At 64.0% G+C, this 17,644-nt stretch carries 24 protein-coding genes; all 24 read left to right on the forward strand.

All coding sequences use genetic code 11. The annotated features are described in order from the left end of the window. The first annotated feature begins 2 nt into the window (after positions 1-2). The gene (locus tag ACR652_RS17650) at positions 3-539 is read left to right on the forward strand and encodes a hypothetical protein (RefSeq protein ID WP_434507793.1); all 537 of its coding nucleotides are present in this window, start codon (positions 3-5) and stop codon (positions 537-539) included. 6 nt (positions 540-545) lie between these two features. After that, complete coding sequence (locus tag ACR652_RS17655) at positions 546-1,289, forward strand: terminase small subunit (RefSeq protein ID WP_434507794.1); 744 nt, start codon at positions 546-548, stop codon at positions 1,287-1,289. Continuing rightward, positions 1,289-1,699, forward strand: a complete 411-nt coding sequence (locus ACR652_RS17660) for a hypothetical protein (protein WP_434507795.1) — start codon at positions 1,289-1,291, stop codon at positions 1,697-1,699. Before ACR652_RS17655 ends, ACR652_RS17660 begins: the two co-directional genes overlap by 1 nt. Continuing rightward, positions 1,700-3,334 (forward strand): hypothetical protein, encoded by a 1,635-nt coding sequence (locus ACR652_RS17665; RefSeq protein WP_434507796.1) that lies wholly within the window; start codon positions 1,700-1,702, stop codon positions 3,332-3,334. Positions 3,335-3,381: 47 nt separating this feature from the next. Beyond that, complete coding sequence (locus ACR652_RS17670) at positions 3,382-5,259, forward strand: anti-CBASS protein Acb1 family protein (protein ID WP_434507797.1); 1,878 nt, start codon at positions 3,382-3,384, stop codon at positions 5,257-5,259. A gap of 2 nt (positions 5,260-5,261) precedes the next feature. Further along, positions 5,262-6,062, forward strand: a complete 801-nt coding sequence (locus tag ACR652_RS17675) for a minor capsid protein (RefSeq protein ID WP_434507798.1) — start codon at positions 5,262-5,264, stop codon at positions 6,060-6,062. Beyond that, positions 6,059-6,229, forward strand: coding sequence for a hypothetical protein (locus ACR652_RS17680; RefSeq protein WP_434507799.1), 171 nt, complete (start codon positions 6,059-6,061; stop codon positions 6,227-6,229). The genes ACR652_RS17675 and ACR652_RS17680 overlap by 4 nt, the downstream gene beginning before the upstream one ends. A gap of 41 nt (positions 6,230-6,270) precedes the next feature. After that, positions 6,271-6,762, forward strand: a complete 492-nt coding sequence (locus ACR652_RS17685) for an HNH endonuclease (protein WP_434507800.1) — start codon at positions 6,271-6,273, stop codon at positions 6,760-6,762. Positions 6,763-6,787: 25 nt separating this feature from the next. Beyond that, the gene (locus tag ACR652_RS17690; RefSeq protein WP_434507801.1) at positions 6,788-7,984 is read left to right on the forward strand and encodes a DUF2213 domain-containing protein; all 1,197 of its coding nucleotides are present in this window, start codon (positions 6,788-6,790) and stop codon (positions 7,982-7,984) included. A gap of 10 nt (positions 7,985-7,994) precedes the next feature. Beyond that, entirely contained in the window at positions 7,995-8,465 is a 471-nt protein-coding gene (locus ACR652_RS17695) for a structural cement protein Gp24 (protein ID WP_434507802.1), read from the forward strand. A gap of 11 nt (positions 8,466-8,476) precedes the next feature. Then, positions 8,477-9,574, forward strand: a complete 1,098-nt coding sequence (locus ACR652_RS17700) for a DUF2184 domain-containing protein (RefSeq protein WP_434507803.1) — start codon at positions 8,477-8,479, stop codon at positions 9,572-9,574. 10 nt (positions 9,575-9,584) lie between these two features. Then, positions 9,585-9,860, forward strand: coding sequence for a hypothetical protein (locus ACR652_RS17705; RefSeq protein ID WP_434507804.1), 276 nt, complete (start codon positions 9,585-9,587; stop codon positions 9,858-9,860). Between the two features lie 2 nt (positions 9,861-9,862). Continuing rightward, positions 9,863-10,153, forward strand: a complete 291-nt coding sequence (locus tag ACR652_RS17710) for a hypothetical protein (RefSeq protein ID WP_434507805.1) — start codon at positions 9,863-9,865, stop codon at positions 10,151-10,153. 146 nt (positions 10,154-10,299) lie between these two features. Next, positions 10,300-10,728 (forward strand): DUF4054 domain-containing protein, encoded by a 429-nt coding sequence (locus ACR652_RS17715; RefSeq protein WP_434507806.1) that lies wholly within the window; start codon positions 10,300-10,302, stop codon positions 10,726-10,728. Next, positions 10,728-11,093 (forward strand): hypothetical protein, encoded by a 366-nt coding sequence (locus ACR652_RS17720; RefSeq protein ID WP_434507807.1) that lies wholly within the window; start codon positions 10,728-10,730, stop codon positions 11,091-11,093. The genes ACR652_RS17715 and ACR652_RS17720 overlap by 1 nt, the downstream gene beginning before the upstream one ends. 382 nt (positions 11,094-11,475) lie before the next feature. Continuing rightward, the gene (locus ACR652_RS17725) at positions 11,476-11,796 is read left to right on the forward strand and encodes a hypothetical protein (RefSeq protein WP_434507808.1); all 321 of its coding nucleotides are present in this window, start codon (positions 11,476-11,478) and stop codon (positions 11,794-11,796) included. A 14-nt stretch (positions 11,797-11,810) separates the two neighbouring features. Continuing rightward, positions 11,811-12,188 (forward strand): HK97-gp10 family putative phage morphogenesis protein, encoded by a 378-nt coding sequence (locus ACR652_RS17730; RefSeq protein WP_434507809.1) that lies wholly within the window; start codon positions 11,811-11,813, stop codon positions 12,186-12,188. Between the two features lie 3 nt (positions 12,189-12,191). After that, a complete protein-coding gene (locus ACR652_RS17735) occupies positions 12,192-12,701 on the forward strand; it encodes a hypothetical protein (RefSeq protein ID WP_434507810.1) in 510 nt (169 codons plus the stop codon). After that, positions 12,701-13,036: a hypothetical protein gene (locus ACR652_RS17740; RefSeq protein WP_434507811.1), complete on the forward strand. Its 336-nt coding sequence runs from the start codon at positions 12,701-12,703 to the stop codon at positions 13,034-13,036. Before ACR652_RS17735 ends, ACR652_RS17740 begins: the two co-directional genes overlap by 1 nt. Before the next feature lie 5 nt (positions 13,037-13,041). Next, positions 13,042-13,455 (forward strand): tail completion protein gp17, encoded by a 414-nt coding sequence (gp17, locus tag ACR652_RS17745; RefSeq protein WP_434507812.1) that lies wholly within the window; start codon positions 13,042-13,044, stop codon positions 13,453-13,455. A gap of 96 nt (positions 13,456-13,551) precedes the next feature. After that, positions 13,552-13,998 carry a phage tail tube protein gene (locus ACR652_RS17750; RefSeq protein WP_434507813.1) on the forward strand — a complete coding sequence of 149 codons (447 nt, stop codon included), beginning with the start codon at positions 13,552-13,554 and terminating at the stop codon, positions 13,996-13,998. A 3-nt stretch (positions 13,999-14,001) separates the two neighbouring features. Then, on the forward strand, positions 14,002-14,472 hold the full coding sequence (locus ACR652_RS17755; RefSeq protein ID WP_434507814.1) for a gene transfer agent family protein: 471 nt from the start codon (positions 14,002-14,004) through the stop codon (positions 14,470-14,472). Positions 14,473-14,492: 20 nt separating this feature from the next. Continuing rightward, positions 14,493-14,678, forward strand: coding sequence for a hypothetical protein (locus ACR652_RS17760; RefSeq protein ID WP_434507815.1), 186 nt, complete (start codon positions 14,493-14,495; stop codon positions 14,676-14,678). Positions 14,679-14,739: 61 nt separating this feature from the next. Next, positions 14,740-17,643 carry a hypothetical protein gene (locus ACR652_RS17765; protein WP_434507816.1) on the forward strand — a complete coding sequence of 968 codons (2,904 nt, stop codon included), beginning with the start codon at positions 14,740-14,742 and terminating at the stop codon, positions 17,641-17,643. Position 17,644: the final 1 nt, after the last annotated feature.

Here is a 17,644-nt window from a genome sequence, read left to right on the forward strand (position 1 = left end):
TCATGCTGATCGCGGTGGGAGAATTTGCGGTGGGGATCGATCATCAGTCGGGGTTGAAAGGCAAACCGCCGCCGCGGCCGGTCCCCGACGACTTCGACGTGATCTTCATCGAGCAGGGCCGCGACCAGTGCGAGAGCTGGTATCGCGCATCGAAGCGAACAGTGAACCGCTGGCTGGACGAACGCGGCAAGGAGCGCCTGATCGCCGCCCGGGCCGATTACGTGAAGCACCAGCGGGGCAATGGCAGGTGGATCACCAGGTCCACCCGCATGGTCGAGCATCGGGAGATACGAGCGCTCTCCGTTCGCGCTGCCCCGATCCGCGACAGGCGCAAGGTCAGCTTCACGGTCGCCCGCCACGCCGCGCAGTACCTCAGGATCCGCCGCAACGGCGGCTGGATCGTCTCGCCGGCGGGGAAGGATGAATGGTGGCTGGGAACGCGGCGCGTCTCCGCCGCCCAGATGGTCGATCTCGCCAAGTCCAAGGGCTTCGACGCTGTGGCGGCACTACAGGGCGAGCATGGCGAAGGGGTAAATTGAACGGCCATGCCTCTCACGCCCAAACAACAGCGCTTCGTCGAAGAGTACCTGGTGGACCTCAATGCCACGCAGGCCGCGATCCGCTCCGGTTACAGCAAGAAGACCGCCGGACAGATCGGAGATGAGAACCTTAAGAAACCTGAAATTGCCGCCGCGATCGAAGCCCGCCGCTCCGCCCTGTCGGAAAAGACGGAGATCACGCAGGAGAAGGTGCTCGAGCGCTTCTGGCAAATTGCGACTGCCGATCCGAATGAGCTGATCCAGTTCCGTCGTCGCTGTTGCCGCTACTGCCACGGCAAGGACCACCGGTATCAATGGCGAGATGCCGAAGAGTTTTCCGCGGCGCTCGCTGCCTTCATGCGCAAGAGCAAGGAGGACGAAGGCGACGACGGCGAGCTGCCGGATGGTGCTCCTACGAATGACGGCGGCTATGGGTACGACCGCAGGAACGATCCGGCCGACGACTGCCCCAAATGCTTCGGCGAAGGCGTCGCCACCATCTTCGCGACCGACACGCGCAAGTTATCGCCGCAGGCCCGCGCCCTGTTCGCCGGCGTGAAGGAGACACAGGCGGGTTTCGAGATCAAGCTGCAGGACCAGGGTAAGGCGCTGGAGAACGTTGCCCGCCACTTGGGCATGTTCAACGACAAGCTCCGCCTCGAAAACCCGGACGCGGTGATCGCCGCCCTGATCGAGAAGGGCATGTCGGCGAAAGAAGCGGCGGAGAAGTACCGCGACGAGCTGGGGTAATGAACGCCGACGGCCGTATCAACTTCGAAAACCGCCTATGGAAAGCGCAGGATGGTCGCTGCGCCATTTGCGGACGGCCGCTGATCCGCGACGAGCGATTCCACGACGATACCGGCTGGAACCTCGATCATGTCTATCCGCGCGCCCGCTACAAGCGGCTCGGCAACCGCGGAAACCTCGTTCTCACCCACATCGCCTGCAACACGGCCAAAGCCGATCGTGAGCCGACCGGATGCGAGGTCATCATGCTCCATGCCGTGAACGCTCACATGCGCCACGAGCTCGTCATGGATCGATCGTATAGCGACACCGTCAAAGGACCGTCGGCGATTGCGCTGGCGCTGCAGAAAGCGGCGAAGCGCGCACCTCGAATGGGCGAGCGGTTCACGATCGTCACAAAGGCGGCGTGAATGCTCTCTCCCCGCGAACCCTGGCCACCGGATTATGTCGCGGAGTTCGCCGCTCGCCAGCAGCGCATCCGCCGCATCCGCGCCGATCCTGTCCTGCGATTGGGGCTGAAGGAGCGCTACCGCAACGATCCTATCGCGTGGATCAATCATTGGGCCGTGACCTACGATCCGCGCGTCGCCGGCGGCGATATCCCGACCACGATGCCGTTCGTCCTGTTCCGCAAACAGCGCGAGTGGATCGAGTTCCTTCTCGCCTGCGTCGTCGAGCAGCAGAATGGCCTCAACGAGAAGAGCCGCGACATGGGCGTGACCTGGCTCTGCTGCGCCTTTTCCGTGTGGCTGTGGCTGTACTGGCCCGGCGCGGCCGTCGGCTGGGGCAGTCGCAAGGAGCAGCTCGTCGACAAGATCGGCGATCCCGACAGCATCTTCGAGAAAATGCGGATCATCGTCCGCCATCTGCCCCGGTTCATGCTCCCGCGCGGCTTCAGCGAGGCGGACCACATGCCGTTCATGAAGATCGTGAATCCGGAGACGGGCGCGACGATCACAGGAGAAGCGGGCGACAACATCGGGCGCGGCGGTCGCAAGCTCCTCTACTTCAAGGACGAGAGCGCGCACTACGAGCGGCCGGAGAAGATCGAAGCGGCGCTGGCAGACAATACCAACTGTCAGATCGACGTCTCGAGCGTGAACGGACTCGGGAACGTCTTCCACCGCCGCCGCGAAGCCGGGAAGGAATGGCGGTCAGGCCAGCCTCTCGCGAAGACGCAGGTCAACGTGTTCATCATGGACTGGAGCGACCACCCGGCCAAGGACCAGGCGTGGTACGACCAGCGCCGCGCCAAGGCCGAGAGCGACGGGCTGCTCCATGTGTTCGCGCAGGAGGTCGATCGCGATTACTCCGCGTCCGTCGAAGGCGTCATCATCCCGGCGCCGTGGGTGGCCTCCGCGATCGATGCGCACCTGAAGCTCGGTTTCGACGACAGCGGCGGTTGGGGCGCGGCGCTCGACGTCGCCGACGAAGGCGGAGACCTTCACGCGCTGGCGCTGCGCAAGGGCAGCATCCTCCGTCATGTCGAAGATTGGGGCGACGGCGACGTCGGCGAGGCCACGCGCAAGGCCGTCGAGATTGTCGGCGGATCGGAGCTGGACCTGCAATATGACAGCGTCGGCGTCGGCGCGGGCGTGAAGAGCGAGGCCAACCGGCTGGAGAAGGAGAAGCTGCTTCCGAAAGGATTGCGCTTCGTGCCATGGTCCGCCGGCGCCGGTCCACTCAATCCCGACGATCACGTCATTCCCGGCGACGACGAGAGCCCGCTCAACAAGGACTTCTACGCGAACCTGAAGGCGCAGGCCTGGTGGGAACTCCGCCGGCGGTTCGAGCGGACGCACAAGGCCGTGACGGAAGGGGAGACGCACGATCCGGCGACGATGATCTCGCTGCCGTCCACGCTCCCGAACCTGCAGAAGCTGCGCAAGGAACTAAGCCAGGCGACGCGGGGGCGAACCGGCGCTCTCAAGATGCTGGTGAACAAGACGCCGGAGGGAACGCGCTCGCCGAACATGGCCGATGCCGTGGTGATGGTCTTCTGGCCGTTGCCGCCGTCGTCACGCTACAATTGGGACAACGTCTGACGCTGAACCTACAGCAGCGAGGCGGCTCCCCGTATCCTTCCGCCAGCATGGGCCGCGTCCTTCACCTCTTCGACCGCCTGACCAACGTAATGAGCGGTCTCGGCACGACCGCCGACCCGCGCACGAGCCTGTTCTATGCGTTCCGGCCGCTGACGGGTCCGGAGGCCGAGAGCGGCTACCGTTCCAGCTGGCTGGTCCGCAAGATCGTCGACGTGCCCGCGATCGACATGACGCGCGAGTGGCGCGACTGGCAGGCCGAAGGCGAGGTCATCGACAAGCTGGAAGCCGAGGAAAAGCGGCTGCAGCTGAAGGCGAAGTGCCAGCGCGCTCTGATCCTCGCCCGCCTGTTCGGCGGCAGCGCGCTCATCCTTGGAACGAGCGACACAGCAACCAGGGAGCCTCTCAACCTCAACGCGATCAAGGCCGGCGGTCTCACCTACGTCCATGTCATGTCGCGCTGGCAGATCAGCGAAGGCCAGGCGCGCCTCGATCCCGCCGATCCATGGTTCATGCAGCCCGATTTCTACACGATTACCGGCGGCAATGGCGAGCGCATAGAGTTGCACCCGTCGCGCGTCGTTTCGTTCATCGGCCAAAAGGCGCCGGAAGGCTCCTTCTATCCGAGCGCGTCGTGGTTGTGGGGCGACCCGATCATGCAATCGATCGGCGAAGCGGTGAAGAACGCCGATCTCGCTCAAAGCGGCTTCGCATCGCTGATCGAGCGCGCATCGGTCGACATCGTCAAGTTCAAGGGCCTGATGAGCATTGTCGGCACGACCGAAGGCGAGGCCAAGCTCACGGCGCGCCTCAGCGCGATGCAGATGGGCAAGTCCACCTGGCGCGCGGTTGCTCTCGATGCAGAGGACGAATGGGACCAGATGGAGGTCAACTGGTCCGGCATTCCCAACGTTCTCGACGCCTTCCTGCTCGTCGTTGCCGGAGCCGCCGATATCCCGATGACTCGGCTGCTCGGCCAATCGCCACGCGGCCTGCAATCCACCGGCGACGGCGAGGAGCGCGATTACCAATCGATGCTTCGCGCCCGGCAAGGCGAAGTGTTGCGTCCGGCGCTGGAGAAGGTCGACGAAGTCCTGATCCGCTCCGCGCTCGGCAACAGGCCCGACGATATCTATTTCGAGTTCGCGCCGCTCGACCAGCCGGACCAGGAGGCGGCGGCGACGGTCGAGAAGACGTTCGCGGAAGCCGTGCAGCTCTACGCGACGACGGGATTGCTGCCGGATCCTGCGCTGGCGGCGATCGCCAAGAACCGGCTCATCGAAAGCGGGCAATGGCCAGGATCGGAAACCGCATTCGAAGAAGCAGAGGCCGCTGCAGCCGCGGAGCCGGACCCGGCCGACGATCCCAACCAGCTCACAACGCTCGAGGAACGCGTCGCGGCCATGGAAAAGGCCGGAACCGTCACCAAGGAGCAGGCGGGCAAGCTCGTCACGGATGCGGCGCCGCGGACCTTGTATGTCAGCCGCAAGCTGCTGAACGCCGACGCGCTGGTGAAATGGGCGAAGGCGCAGGGTTTCGAGACGACGGTTCAGGCCGGCGACATGCACGTCACCATCACCTTCAGCCGCGAGCCGGTCGATTGGATGAAGATGGGCAGCGCGTGGGATCAGGAAAAGGACGGCAGCTTGCGTGTCCCGCCCGGCGGCGCCAGGCTCGTCGACCGGTTCGGCGATGCGATTGTCCTGCTGTTCTCGTCGTCGGCCTTGTCATGGCGGCACGAGGACATGAAGCGCAATGGCGCCAGCTTCGACTTCGACCAGTTCCAGCCGCACGTCACCATCACCTATGACGCGCCCGCCGATCTCGACCTGTCGGCGATCGAGCCCTTCCGCGGCGAGCTTGTGTTCGGCCCTGAAATCTTCGCCGAGGTCAAAGACGACTGGGAGCAGTCGCTGACCGAGGAGTAAGGGTGAAGATCGACCTCGCCCGCATGACCAAGCGCCCGTCGAAGCGTCCGATCGTTCTCCGTCCGATCATGACGACCGCCGCGCAGGCGGACACTCTCTCCGCAGTCTACCTTCGCATCGTCAAGGCCTGGAGCGAGGGACAGGACCGAATCAACTCCGCCTATGCGAAGACCTTGAACGAGCTGCAGACTGACAGCGCCGACGATATCCAGCGCGCGATCGACGAGCTCGCCGACACCATCCGCCGCCTCGTTCTCACGCTCACGCCGGACCTGCGCAATTGGGCGCTCGGAATCGAGCGGGTCCAGCGCGGCAAGTGGATCAGCAACATCATGTCGGCGGCATCCGTCGACCTCACGACCGTTCTTACACCCGGCGACGTCGAAGACACACTTCAGGCACAGATCGAATGGAACGTGAGCCTCATTCGCGACGTGTCCGACGAGACGCGGCGACGGATCGCCAACAGCGTTTTCGCCGGCCTTCAGCAGCGCAAGCCCGCCAACGAAATCGCAAGGGAGATCAGCGAAGCGATCGGGATGGCGCGGGCACGGGCACGGCGCATCGCCAGCGATCAGACGATCAAGCTGGGCGAACGCTTGAACCGGGCGCGCCAGGAGCAGGCGGGGATATCGAAGTTCAAGTGGCGGCATTCGGGCAAGCTTCACCCGCGCAGCTGGCACCTGGCCCGCAACGGCAAGATTTATCCGTGGACCAATAGCGGCATTCCGGCTTCGGATATGCCGGGCGTTCCGCCTTTCTGTGGATGCACCGCGCAAGGGGTGGTAGAGTTCGACGAATGATGGACGAAGATGATCAGAAATACGCTTGGAGTAACGAGCGGCCCGAGGAGATCGTGGTCACCCCGCTGACGGAGGCTGAGTGCAGGCCGATTGTCTGCTCGCCAGTGTCCGGTCCCAATGGCGTTGAGTATGTGCCGGATTGGTTCGGACTGACCCACTTCGGCTAACGGACCTACAGTGGCCAGTCGGTCGGACGTATGATCGGCGGATGGCCAACTGCTCCAAGTGCGGCGCAGCCCTCGCAAAAAAGCGCGATCGGCGTAAAACCGACATGTGCAATAGGTGTGCGACCGGAGCGGCCCTTCGCGCCAAGGCAAAGCGGCCTTTCATCGAGCATCGGGGCATCCGCTATTATCGCGAAAAGCAAGGATGGCAGGCACATCACGGGCATGGAGCAAGACGGCGCTTGCACGTAGTGCTCTGGGAAGAAGCGCACGGCCCGATTCCTCCGGGCCATTTCGTCGCCTGCATTGACGGTCAGGTCCACAACAACGCGCTCGACAACCTCGAATTGCGACGGAAGGGCAGCCACCTTCCGCGGGAGCGCCGTCCGAGCGAGTGGACACCGGAGAAGGTTCGGAGGATAGCCAGTTTGGCGGGGCTTGGGATTTCCCATAGCAACATCGCCAAGTTGATCGGCTCGACGCAGCAGCGAGTCAGCGGGAAACTCAAACGGATGGCGAACGAACCTACACCGTAACACGCCGCCGCCGTAATTTCGGGCGATGCTCTTCGCCGACAAGCTCACCTTCGACCATCCGCGCAAGACGGCCGACGGCTACATGGTCGTCCGCGCCCGCGCCGCCCGCGCCGGAATCTACGATTATCTCGGCAAGGAGGTCGATCCGAAGGGCAATCATGGCTTTGCGCCCAACGACACGGTCAAGGTCTACCGGCCGGAGGAAGAGGTTTTCGCCAAGGACAGCGTCGCCAGCTTCCTCATGAAGCCGGTCACGAACGACCACCCTTCCCAGCCCGTCACCGCCGCGAACTGGCGCGACTATGCCAAGGGCGTCGTCGGGAGCGCGCTGCGCGACGGCGACTATCTCGCATTCGATATCGTGCTGATGGACAAGCCGACCATCGCCGACGTCGAGAGCGGCAAGCGCGAATTGTCCAACGGCTATGCGAGCGAGCTCCAGTTCACGCCCGGCCAAACCGATACCGGCGAGCATTTCGATGCGATCCAGAAGACGATCCGGGGCAATCACGTCGCGATCGTGAAGAAGGGCCGCGCCGGGCCGATGTGCCGGATCGGCGACGCCGTCCCGTGCGACAAATTGCCCGCCGAAGACCTCATCGAGATCCTTACCGACGGTGGAACCTACAACGACGGTTCCGGCGACGATAAAACTGCACCTGCACGTCGTGAGACGTCCAATTCAGGAGGAAGCCAAGTGGCGACCAAGACGATCACCTTCGACGGATTGCCGCTCGAAGTCACTGACGCAGCCGAGGCGGCGATCACGAAGCTGCAAAACCAGGCGAAGTCGCTCCAGGACAAGCTGACCGCGGCCGAAACGCAGGTTGCCACCCTGACCACCGACAAGGCCACTCTGGAAACGGAGAAGGCCACGCTCGAGCAGAAGGTGAAGGACGCCGCGCTCTCTCCGCAGCAGCTCCGCGACGCCGCCAAGGCCTATGCCCAGACGGTCGACGCCGCGAAGAAGCTCGCCCCCGACCTCACCATTGCCGATGACGCCAGCGAGGCGGACATCAAGAAGGCGGTTGTTTCGGCCCGCCTTGGCGACGCCGCGAAGGATTGGAGCGACGACCAGGTCGCGGTCTCCTTCGCCACCCTTTCAAACAAGGTCGAAGACGAGAAGCCGGATCAGCTCCGCACCGTCATCGGCTCCAAGCCTCTCAACGTGAGCGATGGCGCGGCTGTCCGCGATACCGCCCGCGCGATGCAGTACAACTAGGGGATAACCGATGGCCGAGCTCCAGACTTCCTATTCCGAGACCGTCCCCGCCGGTTTTCCCGGCATGGTCGCCAACGGCGAGACCAGCAACCGCATCACGCGCACCATCGAGGACGCGGGCGGAATCGGCTTCGGCGTTCCCGCTGCGCGCGGTACGCTCGACCACGGCTGCACGGCCACGGTCGCTGCCGCCGCCGACGTGCTCGGCATCACCATCGCGACCACCGCTCTTGGCCTCACGGCCGGCGCGACCGCCGACACCTATGCGGAGCATGACAATGTCGCGATCATGACCGGAGGCGCGATCTACGTCGACGTCGTCGGCGCGGTCGCTCCCGGCGATCCGCTCACCTTCGGCATTGGCGCAGGCGCCGCCGACGGCATCGGCAATACCGCCGCCGACGCGACCCACATCGCCCTCACCGGCTGGGTTGCCGATGAAACAGTCACCGACGGCGTGTGCCGTATCGTGAAGCGCTAGGGGAGCGTGAGATGAACGCAGTCACTTCCAACTTCTACGACAGCGCTTCCGGCCGGATCACGGATCCGGTGGCCTTCATGGCTGCCGACGGCGATGTGAAGGCCCAGGTCATCCGTCTGTGGGCGGCGGACAATGCGCGCCACGCTCATTCGTTCTCCGACAAGATCGACGCGTTCATGTCGGACGCGCAGGTTGGCTATGCCTTCCTGACGCCGCAGCTCTATCGCATCGAGACCGAGGTCTACATGACCCGGTATCCGAGCTTCGACATCACCCGCTTCATGTCGGTCGATACGTCCGGCTCGATGTGGGACGTCGGAACGCTGGTCTATTCGATGGACAATGTCGGCCAGGCGCAGTTCCTTGCCGGCGGCGCCTTCGACATGCCCCATGCGTCGACGAAGATGGCGCAGGCGACCCTGCCGTACCACCTGGCCGCGATCGGCTACGAGTGGAACACGCAGGAGATGCAGCGCGCCGCGATGCTGGGCCGCTCGCTGTCCAGCGACAAGGCGATGGCCGCGAAGCAGGCGGCGGACCGCTTCATCTACAATATCGCCATGACCGGCCTCACGCCCAAGGGCGAAGACGAGAAGGGCCTCACCGGCTTCGTCAACAACGGCTCGGCTCCGGCTGCGCAGGTCGCCAATAACGGCACCGGCCCGTCGCGGCTGTGGACCACCAAGGCGGCGGACCAGATCCTTGCCGACGTCAATGAAGCGATCGGCGCCGTGGAGACCGGAACCGGCGAAACCAGCATCGCGACGGCGCTCGTCCTCCCGACGACCCGCTACAACTATATCGCGACGCAGCGGATCGAGAACACCGGCTCGACCATCCTGCAGTTCCTCCAGGCCAACAATGCGGCCGGCGAGAGCCTGACGATCAGCAAGAGCCGTGCGCTCGAGACCGCTGGCACCGGCGGCACCGCCCGCATGATCGCCTACGAGAACAACCCGCAGGTGGTGAAATTCCATCTGCCGGGGCCGCACCAGTTCTTGTCGCCGTTCCAGAAGTCGAGCCTCGTCTACGAGGTCGGAGGCATCATGAACGTCGGCGGGACGGAAATCCGGTTGCCCAAGGCGATCGTGTACCGGGATTCGTTCTAGGGAGCGGCCATTGTCTTACTCGTTCACCGTCCGCGCGGCGTCGAAGGCCGAAGCGAACCAGAAAGTGGCCGACGAGCTGGCCAATGTGGTTGCCAGCCAGCCCGTCCACGAGGCGGATCGTGACCAGGCGCAAGCGGCAGCCACGGCGTTCATCGGCCTCCTCCGGTTCGACGAGACGCAGGACATTTCCGTGTCCGTGAACGGCTCCGTCTGGAGTGTGGATGGTGGCCTCAATTCGGCCGGGATCGGCGTTTCGGTGTCGTTGGTTCCCAAGGAAGGGCAATAGTCATGGCGAAGGTAACGAATATCTCGACCGGCCCGCGCGGTGCGTACCTCGACGGCCAGCTTGTCATGGCCGAAAAAGGCGAGACCATCGAAGCGGACGATTATTCGCGGGATTGGTTCAAGTCCGCCGGCAAGGCCAAGGACGACGATAAGAGCGACCAGCCGAAGGCGCTCGACAAGATGAACAAGGCGGAGCTTCTGGCCGTCGCCGCCGATGAGAACGTCGCCGTCGAAACCGACGACAAGAAGGCGGAGCTCGTGCGCAAGATCGAGGAGGCGCGCGCCGCCCAATAGTCTCCGTCCCGGAGAGCCAGAGAAGGGCCGTTCCACACCATCCGGAGCGGCCCTTTTTCTTGTCCGGAGCGTGAGTGAGATAGACTGGCCCCTCGCTTCCCTCGTGAAACCTACAGAGCGAACCGCCGTCGCCATATGCTTGGCGCATGGCCTATGACGTTCCGACCGCGGCTGAACTAAAGCAGCGTTTTCCGGCCTTCGGGACCGTCGACGATGAGGTCGTCGATTACTGGATTACGGACGGGCAGCGCTTCGTCGATACGAGCTGGATCGAAGGCGACTATGCACCGGCCCTCTTGAGCCTTGCCGCGCACAACATGGCGCTGGCGGGACTCGGCACGGATGCGTCGCTCGCCGCTGTTCCGGCCGGCGTGTCGCGCTTCAAGTCCGGCAGTCTCGAGGTCGCGATGACCGACGCCGCCGCCAATGCCCGCGCAACTGGGTCGCTCGATTCGACGCGCTACGGCAGCGAATACCTGGTCCTGCTCCGCCGCAACAAGGCGGGTCCGCGCGTGTCGGCAACGGGCATTGCGCCGTTCGACACTTATCTTCGCTTTCCGCAGGGGCAGGCGTGATGGGGCTTCTCAACGGCGACATTGCAGCCGCCTTCGCCGGCGTCTTCGGCGGCATCTATCTCGACGGCGAGCTCTACCGGCCCAACGCGTTCAGCGACGACGGCAAGGGCGGCGGACCTGGCGGCGGATTTGCCGAGCCGGAAGCGGTCAAGGTCCAGATCGATGCCGCCACGCAGGCGATGCGCATGGCGGACGGCTTCGTCGATAGCGACCAGCGCATCCTCTTGCTGGCGCACGGCGTCGCGGCTCCTGACGCGGATTGCGAGATCGAGGCGGGCGGATCGCGGTGGATGATCGAGAGCGTCGGCACGGATCCGGCCGGAAGCTATTACGAGCTGCGCGGAAGGCGCAAAGCCGGTGCCTGAACCGTTGCAAATTTGCCGGTTTTCGGCCATAAACAAGCGAGCCGAACGGGTGCTGGTAACACCGCGTCCGGCTCTGACCACAACGCGAAGGAACCGCGTCATGGCTTCTCAAGAAATATGCTCCGTCAGAGACTGTCGCAATCCTCCCGTGCGCGGTCGAAGGGGGATGTGCGCCCGTCATTACAGGATGCTCTATCGCAGGGGGACGACTGTCCCGAAAATTACCGAGCGTGGCGTTCCTGAAGCATGGCTTCGCCATCACGTTTCCTTCTGTTCGGATGAATGCCTTGCTTGGCCTTTCGCGCGCACGAGGGACGGCGTCGGGAGGCTGGGAAAGAAGGTCCGAGTTGGGTCTCTCGAAACGGCGCAGGCTCCGCGCGCGATGTGTGCGCTCGCGCATGGCGAACCGCCAGCACCCCACTACCAAGCGGCGCATAAATGCGGAAAAGGTCACCACGGCTGCGTCAATCCTCGACATCTCGAATGGAAACAGCCTCTCGAAAATACTTGGGATAAAGACCGTCACGGCACGATGTTGCGCGGCGAGCGGCACCCGATGGCCAAACTGTCCGAACTTCAGGTCAGAGCAATCCGCGCCTTAGCTCCGTCCTTCACCATTCCCGAACTGATTGATCTGTTCGGATCGTCCGCGCGCACCATTAGCGACATTCTGATGGGGAAGATTTGGCAATGCCTAGAATAATCGGCGCCGACAGGGTGACCTTCCGACTGAACACGATCGACGAAAAGACCGTTCGGATGGTCGGCGCTGCTCTCTTCGCTGGCGGCGATGAAATCAGGGCTGAGGCTGCCCACATGATTACCGAGGGAGCTGTTTCAGGAAAATACCACGTTCCAAGTTTGCCCGGTCATCCGCCATTGGAGGATACCGGCGTTCTTCGCACTCATATCGAGACGACGCAGGTCGCGCCCCTACGCGTGGAGGTCAGCAGCAACGCGCCTTACGCTGTCGCGCTCGAGGTCGGAACATCGAAAATGGCGGCGCGGCCCTACATGGGTCCGGCCAGCCGGAATATGAAGAAAGAGGTGATCGCACGGGTCAAGAGCGCGATCGATGCAGCGGTGAAAGGATAGACCATGCCAGGCGTCAACGCGACGATCACGCTCGATATCAGCGCCAAGCAATCCGGCTCCGGCGATCTCGGCACCCCGCAAGTGCTTGTCGACATCGCCAAGTCGATGGAGTTTTCGCCCGGGACGGCGGCGGTTGGGCAGGCCAATGTCCTATTCAGCGACACGCGCGTCCTCGCCGCATCGGCGAGCGAAAACCTCGATCTCGCTGGAGCGCTCACTGACGCCCTGGGCGCGACCATTGCCGCCGCGGAGATCGTCGCGGTCTATGTCGCCGCCGCCGCTGGCAACACCAACGACGTCCAGGTCACTCGCCCCGCGGCGAACGGCGTTCCGTTGTTCCTTGCGGCCGGCGACGGCTTCGCGCTGGGACCGGGCGACTTTACCGTCCGCACCTATCGGAATGGCGTCGCAGTGACGGCCGCGACCGGCGATCTCATCACGATCACCAATGGCGGCGCCGGGACAAGCGTCACCTATGACATCGTCGTCATCGGCCGGACGGTCGCGGCATAATGGCGGCACGCTCGTCCCGCTGGATCACGGTCCGCGTTCCCTTCGACTATCGCTGGTCATCGGGTGCTATCACCGCCTTCCGCGCCGAGCATATCGGCGAGCATATGGTCAAGGACGAGCTTGCTGACTTCGCTGTCGCGCGCGGCTATGCTACCGAGGGCAAGGTCGACGGCTCGGCCCGCTTGAGGAAGGGCCGCAAGCCGAAAAACCGCGCGAAGGAGACCGCTCCTGCCAAGACCGCCGAGCTGGGACCAGCAGAGGGAATGGTTGACGCGGACGTTCCTCCTGCTGATCGGCCCGCTGATCGGCCGGCCGTGGATCATGACGCCGGCTAACGACAATGGCGAACGATCCGACGCTCGCTCTCCGCCAGGCGGTGATCGTGACCGCGAGGGCGGACACTGACCTGATTGCCCTTGTTCCTGCCGAGCGGAACTACGGGATGCGCTCGCCGCCCGATCCGGCCTATCCGTTCACGCGCTATGGATCGCCGGATGCCCTGCCCTTTCGCGCCCAGTGCATCGACGGCGCCTCGATCGCGTTCATGACGCACACGTTCAGCCAGGGCGAGTTCGAAGACGAGTGCGCGGCGATCAATGCCGCATATTCGAAAGCGCTCGACGGCCAGGTTCTCGCGCTCGACGGCGGCGGCAGGGCGACGATCGTGTGGAAAGGGTCGCAGATCATCCCCGACGCCGCCGAAGCCGACGTATGGCACGGAATCAACCGGTTCGAGGCCACCGTCGTCGTTTGACGAACGAACCTACACCCGCCCCCGCGCCGCCGTTACAATCCCATTTCTACGAACGCCCGCTGCGAAGCGGTCGAGCCCTTTGACGGAGGCCGGTAAATGGCACTGCCCGATATCATCCGCGGCACCTATTTCTCGCTCATGGCGGGTGATGGCGGAGGTCCGGAGACCTTTGCGGCGCTCTGCGGGATCACCACCCGCAACTTCACCCACCAGCACAACACCAACGACCAATATACGCGCGACTGCGGCGATCCGGAGAACGAACCGGTCCGCCGCCTGATCGTCACCGGCGAAGCGTGGAACCTCGACGGCAACGGCACCCTCAATCGCGCCAATCTCGCGACCATCCAGGCGCTCGACGACGGCCAGACGCATAATTTCCGCTATGTGTTCACCGAGCCTGCCGGCGATCTCGTGTACCAGGGATATTACGAAGGCCCGGCCATCATCACGAGCCTGCAGATTTCGGCCACGGACGAGAATTTCGCGACGATCTCGATTTCGCTCGCTTCCGACGGCGCGTGGACCTGGACCACCGTTTAACGGATGCAGAACAGCATCGACCTCAAGTTCGCGGACGGCGACTACACGTTCGCCCTTCCGCTCAAGCAGATCAACGAGCTGCAGCGCAAGACGGACATCGGCATCGGCGGACTGCTCAAACGCGTGATGAACGGATGCGCTGTCGTCGAAGGCCAGATCTTCGGCAACCCGATGCTCGCCGAGTTCTATGCGCTGGATATCATCGAGACCATCCGCCAGGGCCTGATCGGGGGCAATCGCGGCGTCGTGAACGGCGACGAGATCGAGGTTTCGCCGGTCCTCGCCGCCAAGCTCATCGACGCCTACGTCCTCTCGCAACCCTTGTCGCAAAGCTGGAACATCGCAGCGGCGATCCTTGGCGCGGCCGTCATCGGGTACGATCCGCCAAAAAAAGACCAGCCCGCCGCGGAGCGGGCGCAGGACAAGCCGGAAAAGACCAGGAAGAAGGCTACTTCGACTACCCCCGCGCCCTAGCCAATTGCGCGGCGATGAACGTGCCGCCCAGCGAGGCCAAGGCCCTCTCGATGTGGGAATATGAAGCGCTGCTGTGGAACTGGAACGACGCGCACGATCTCGACGCCGATGCGAGCGCCCCCGATCCTGAGGTAACGCAAGCGCTTCTCGACAAGATCAACGCCGATCCGCGATTGACCGGCCGGGAGCCCGCCGCGGTCAACTAGGGCACGGCCCCCGTCGGGTGCGACCCTACAGAGCGTTTCGGCGCCGCCGTAATCTTCGCTCATGGCCGTAGAAGCTGACAAGGTCGTCGTCTCCCTGATCGCTGACAACGCGCAATTCGACGCGGCGAATAAGGCGTCGGCGCAGCAATTCCAGCAGATCATGAGGGCAATCCAGTCGGCGGGAAAAGGCGCCGAAGCGGGCGTCGCCCAGTTCTCCAGTGCCCTCAAGGAAAACCGGCTCGAGTTCAACCAAAGCCGGGTCGCCATGATGGAATGGCAGCACATCGGGCGCGGCTTCGCCGACCAGCTCGCCGCCGGTGCGCCGCTCACGCAAGCCTTCGCGCAGCATATCGGCATGATCGGCCAGGCCATGTCCTTGTCGGCCCAGAATGCGGGCGAAACGCAGAGCGTGTTCGCCAAGTTCGCGGGCTTTCTCGGCACCGGCTGGGGCATCGCCGCCACTTTCGCGCTCGTCGGCATCATCAAGCTCATCCAGGCACACAAGAGCGAAGGCGACGCTCTCGAGGAGGCGCTGGACAAGCTGAAGAAGCATGCGGAGGCGACTCGCACCAGCGAAGAGGCGGACCGCATCTGGGCCAACACGCTGGATGGACTGATCGACCGCCAGAAGAAGCTCAACGACGAACTCGGCAAGCGGCTCCAGACGCAATCGGCCGTCGACCGGCAGGAATTGTCTGGCGCCGAAGCCGACCGCGACCGGCTTCAAAATGAGCTTAACACGGCCGAACAGCAGCTCGCCAAGGCGAAGGAACAGCTCGAAGCGGCGAAAGCAGCCGCGCCCAACATCAAGGGCGGACAGATCGCCGTTCAGAGCGCGACGGGCGCAGTCGAAGCGGCACAAAAAGAGGTCACGCGGATCACGCAGGCGCTCGACGAGGCGCAGGGCCGCGTCGCGAGGTCGATGGCCATTCTTGGCGAGGCGCAGGGCGATCTCACGTCGAAGGCCAATGATTTCGGCCAACAGATGAAGAACAACGTCGCCGCGCTGATTAGTGCCGATCCGGCGCTGGCGAGCTTTGCCAGGTCGCTCTACGGCGCTGGCGACGCGCTCGGAAAGTCGATGCAGGAAGCCGCCAGCGCCAACGTCAATTTCGACGACGTCGCGCACAAGGTGGACGACCTCTACAAGCGGCTTAGCGAAGGCAAGATCAGCGTCTCGGCGTACACCGCTGAACTGAAGAAAATGGCGGCGGCGCTCCACGATTCCGCCGAAGCCGCGAAGAAGCTGGCAGCGCAGGATCCGGTCAAGACCTTCAAGGCGGCGGTCATCGGCGCGGAAGGCACCGGCCCGAACCGCCTTGGTTCATCGGCGGCCGGCTTCGGCCAGTTCATGCCGGGAACGTGGCTGTCCTATTTCAACCAGCTTTTCCCCGACAAGGCCGCGCTCTCGGATGCATCCAAGCTCGCCTACCGCAACGTCCGCTCCGTCGCCGAAGCGGTGATCGACAAGGCGACGGACGATTACGTGAAGGTCATCCAGAAGGCGGGCCAGGGCGTCACCGCCGCCAATCTCTATGCGGTCCATGTGCTCGGCTCGCGCGATGCGGCCAAGTTCTTCGCCGCCGCGCCCGGTGCGCAAACGAGCTCGTTCCTTTCCGCTGCGGTCCTCAAAGGCAATCCGTTCCTGCAGGGCACGAAGGCGGAGGCCGCAGCGGCGCTCGCCAAGCGCATCGGCGACAGTTCCGGCGCCGTGTCGGGAGCCGCTGCGGCGATGCAGGAACTCGCCAACAAGCAGCTCCAGAGCGACGCCGATTTCCTCAAGAAATCGCTCGATCTCGACGCCAAGATCATCGCCGCCAAGGACGACCAGGTCCATGACGAGCTGGCGCGGGCCGATATCGCCGAAGATCGCGTTCGTGCCGAGCAGGCGACCATGGACGCGGCGATCGACGCCGACGCGCAGGCCAAGAAGCTGGCCGGTCTCGACGCCAAGACCGTGGACACGCAGGCGGCAACCCTCAAGGAGAAGAATGCCCAGCTCGCCAGCGAGAAGATCGCGACGATAGAACTCCAGAAGCAGGCGGAAATCGCCAAGCGCGCGCACGATGCGGCGGACCAGCGTTACGAGTTCGAGCTCGCCGACCTCAAAGGTACGGAGCAACTGGCGACAAGCCAGGCGCAGCGCCGCCAGATCGAGCTCGAATTGCTGGACCTGAAATACCAGCAGAAGGTCGAAGACCTCGAATATCTGAAAATGACGCAGGAGCGGAACAAGGATTTCGCGGCGGCACGGCTTACCCAGCAGCAGATCGACCACCTGCCCTACGAGAAGGGCGCGGAGGCCGTCGGCATCGAAATGTCGACGATGGGGCCGTGGCAGGACTTCCTGCGGCAAATCCCGAAGGATGCACGGGCCGCGAACGAAGCGGTCCAGGGCTTTGCGGTCGACGGCGTTCGCTCGCTCGTGGACGGGCTTGGGCAGGCGTCGGTGGCGTGGATCAAGATGGGCGGGCTTGCGGGTCAGGTCATCAAGACGCTCATCAGCAAGATCATCACGCTGATCCTCTATCAGCAGATCGCGCGGCTGTTCGGCTCGTCAATGCTGCCCAATCTTGGCGTTGATGCTCCGCTCGGCGGCTTCGGAACCGCGCCGTCAATCAGCCTCCCCGATCTTCCGACCTTCGCGGGCGGCGGCGCCGGCATCATCGGCGGCTTCGGCGGCGTCGATAACAACATGCTGTCATTGAACGGCCAGCCGGTTGCGTGGGTCAGCCGGGGCGAAAAGCTGTCGATCTCGCCATCGAACGACCGCGCCGCGACCGGCTACGGCGCCGCGCAGGGTCTCGTCCTCGTCCAGATCGCGGCGAGCCCGTATTTCGACGGCCGGGTGCTTCAGGTCGCGGGGCCGGTGATCGCGCAGGCGGCAACCGGAGCGACGCAGGGCGGTGCGACGCTGGCCCGCGACAATCTCGCCCGCAAGTCCCTTCACAGGCTGGATTATTAAG

Origin of the sequence: Methylocystis sp., assembly GCF_051061225.1 — a bacterium.
Taxonomy (GTDB): domain Bacteria; phylum Pseudomonadota; class Alphaproteobacteria; order Rhizobiales; family Beijerinckiaceae; genus Methylocystis.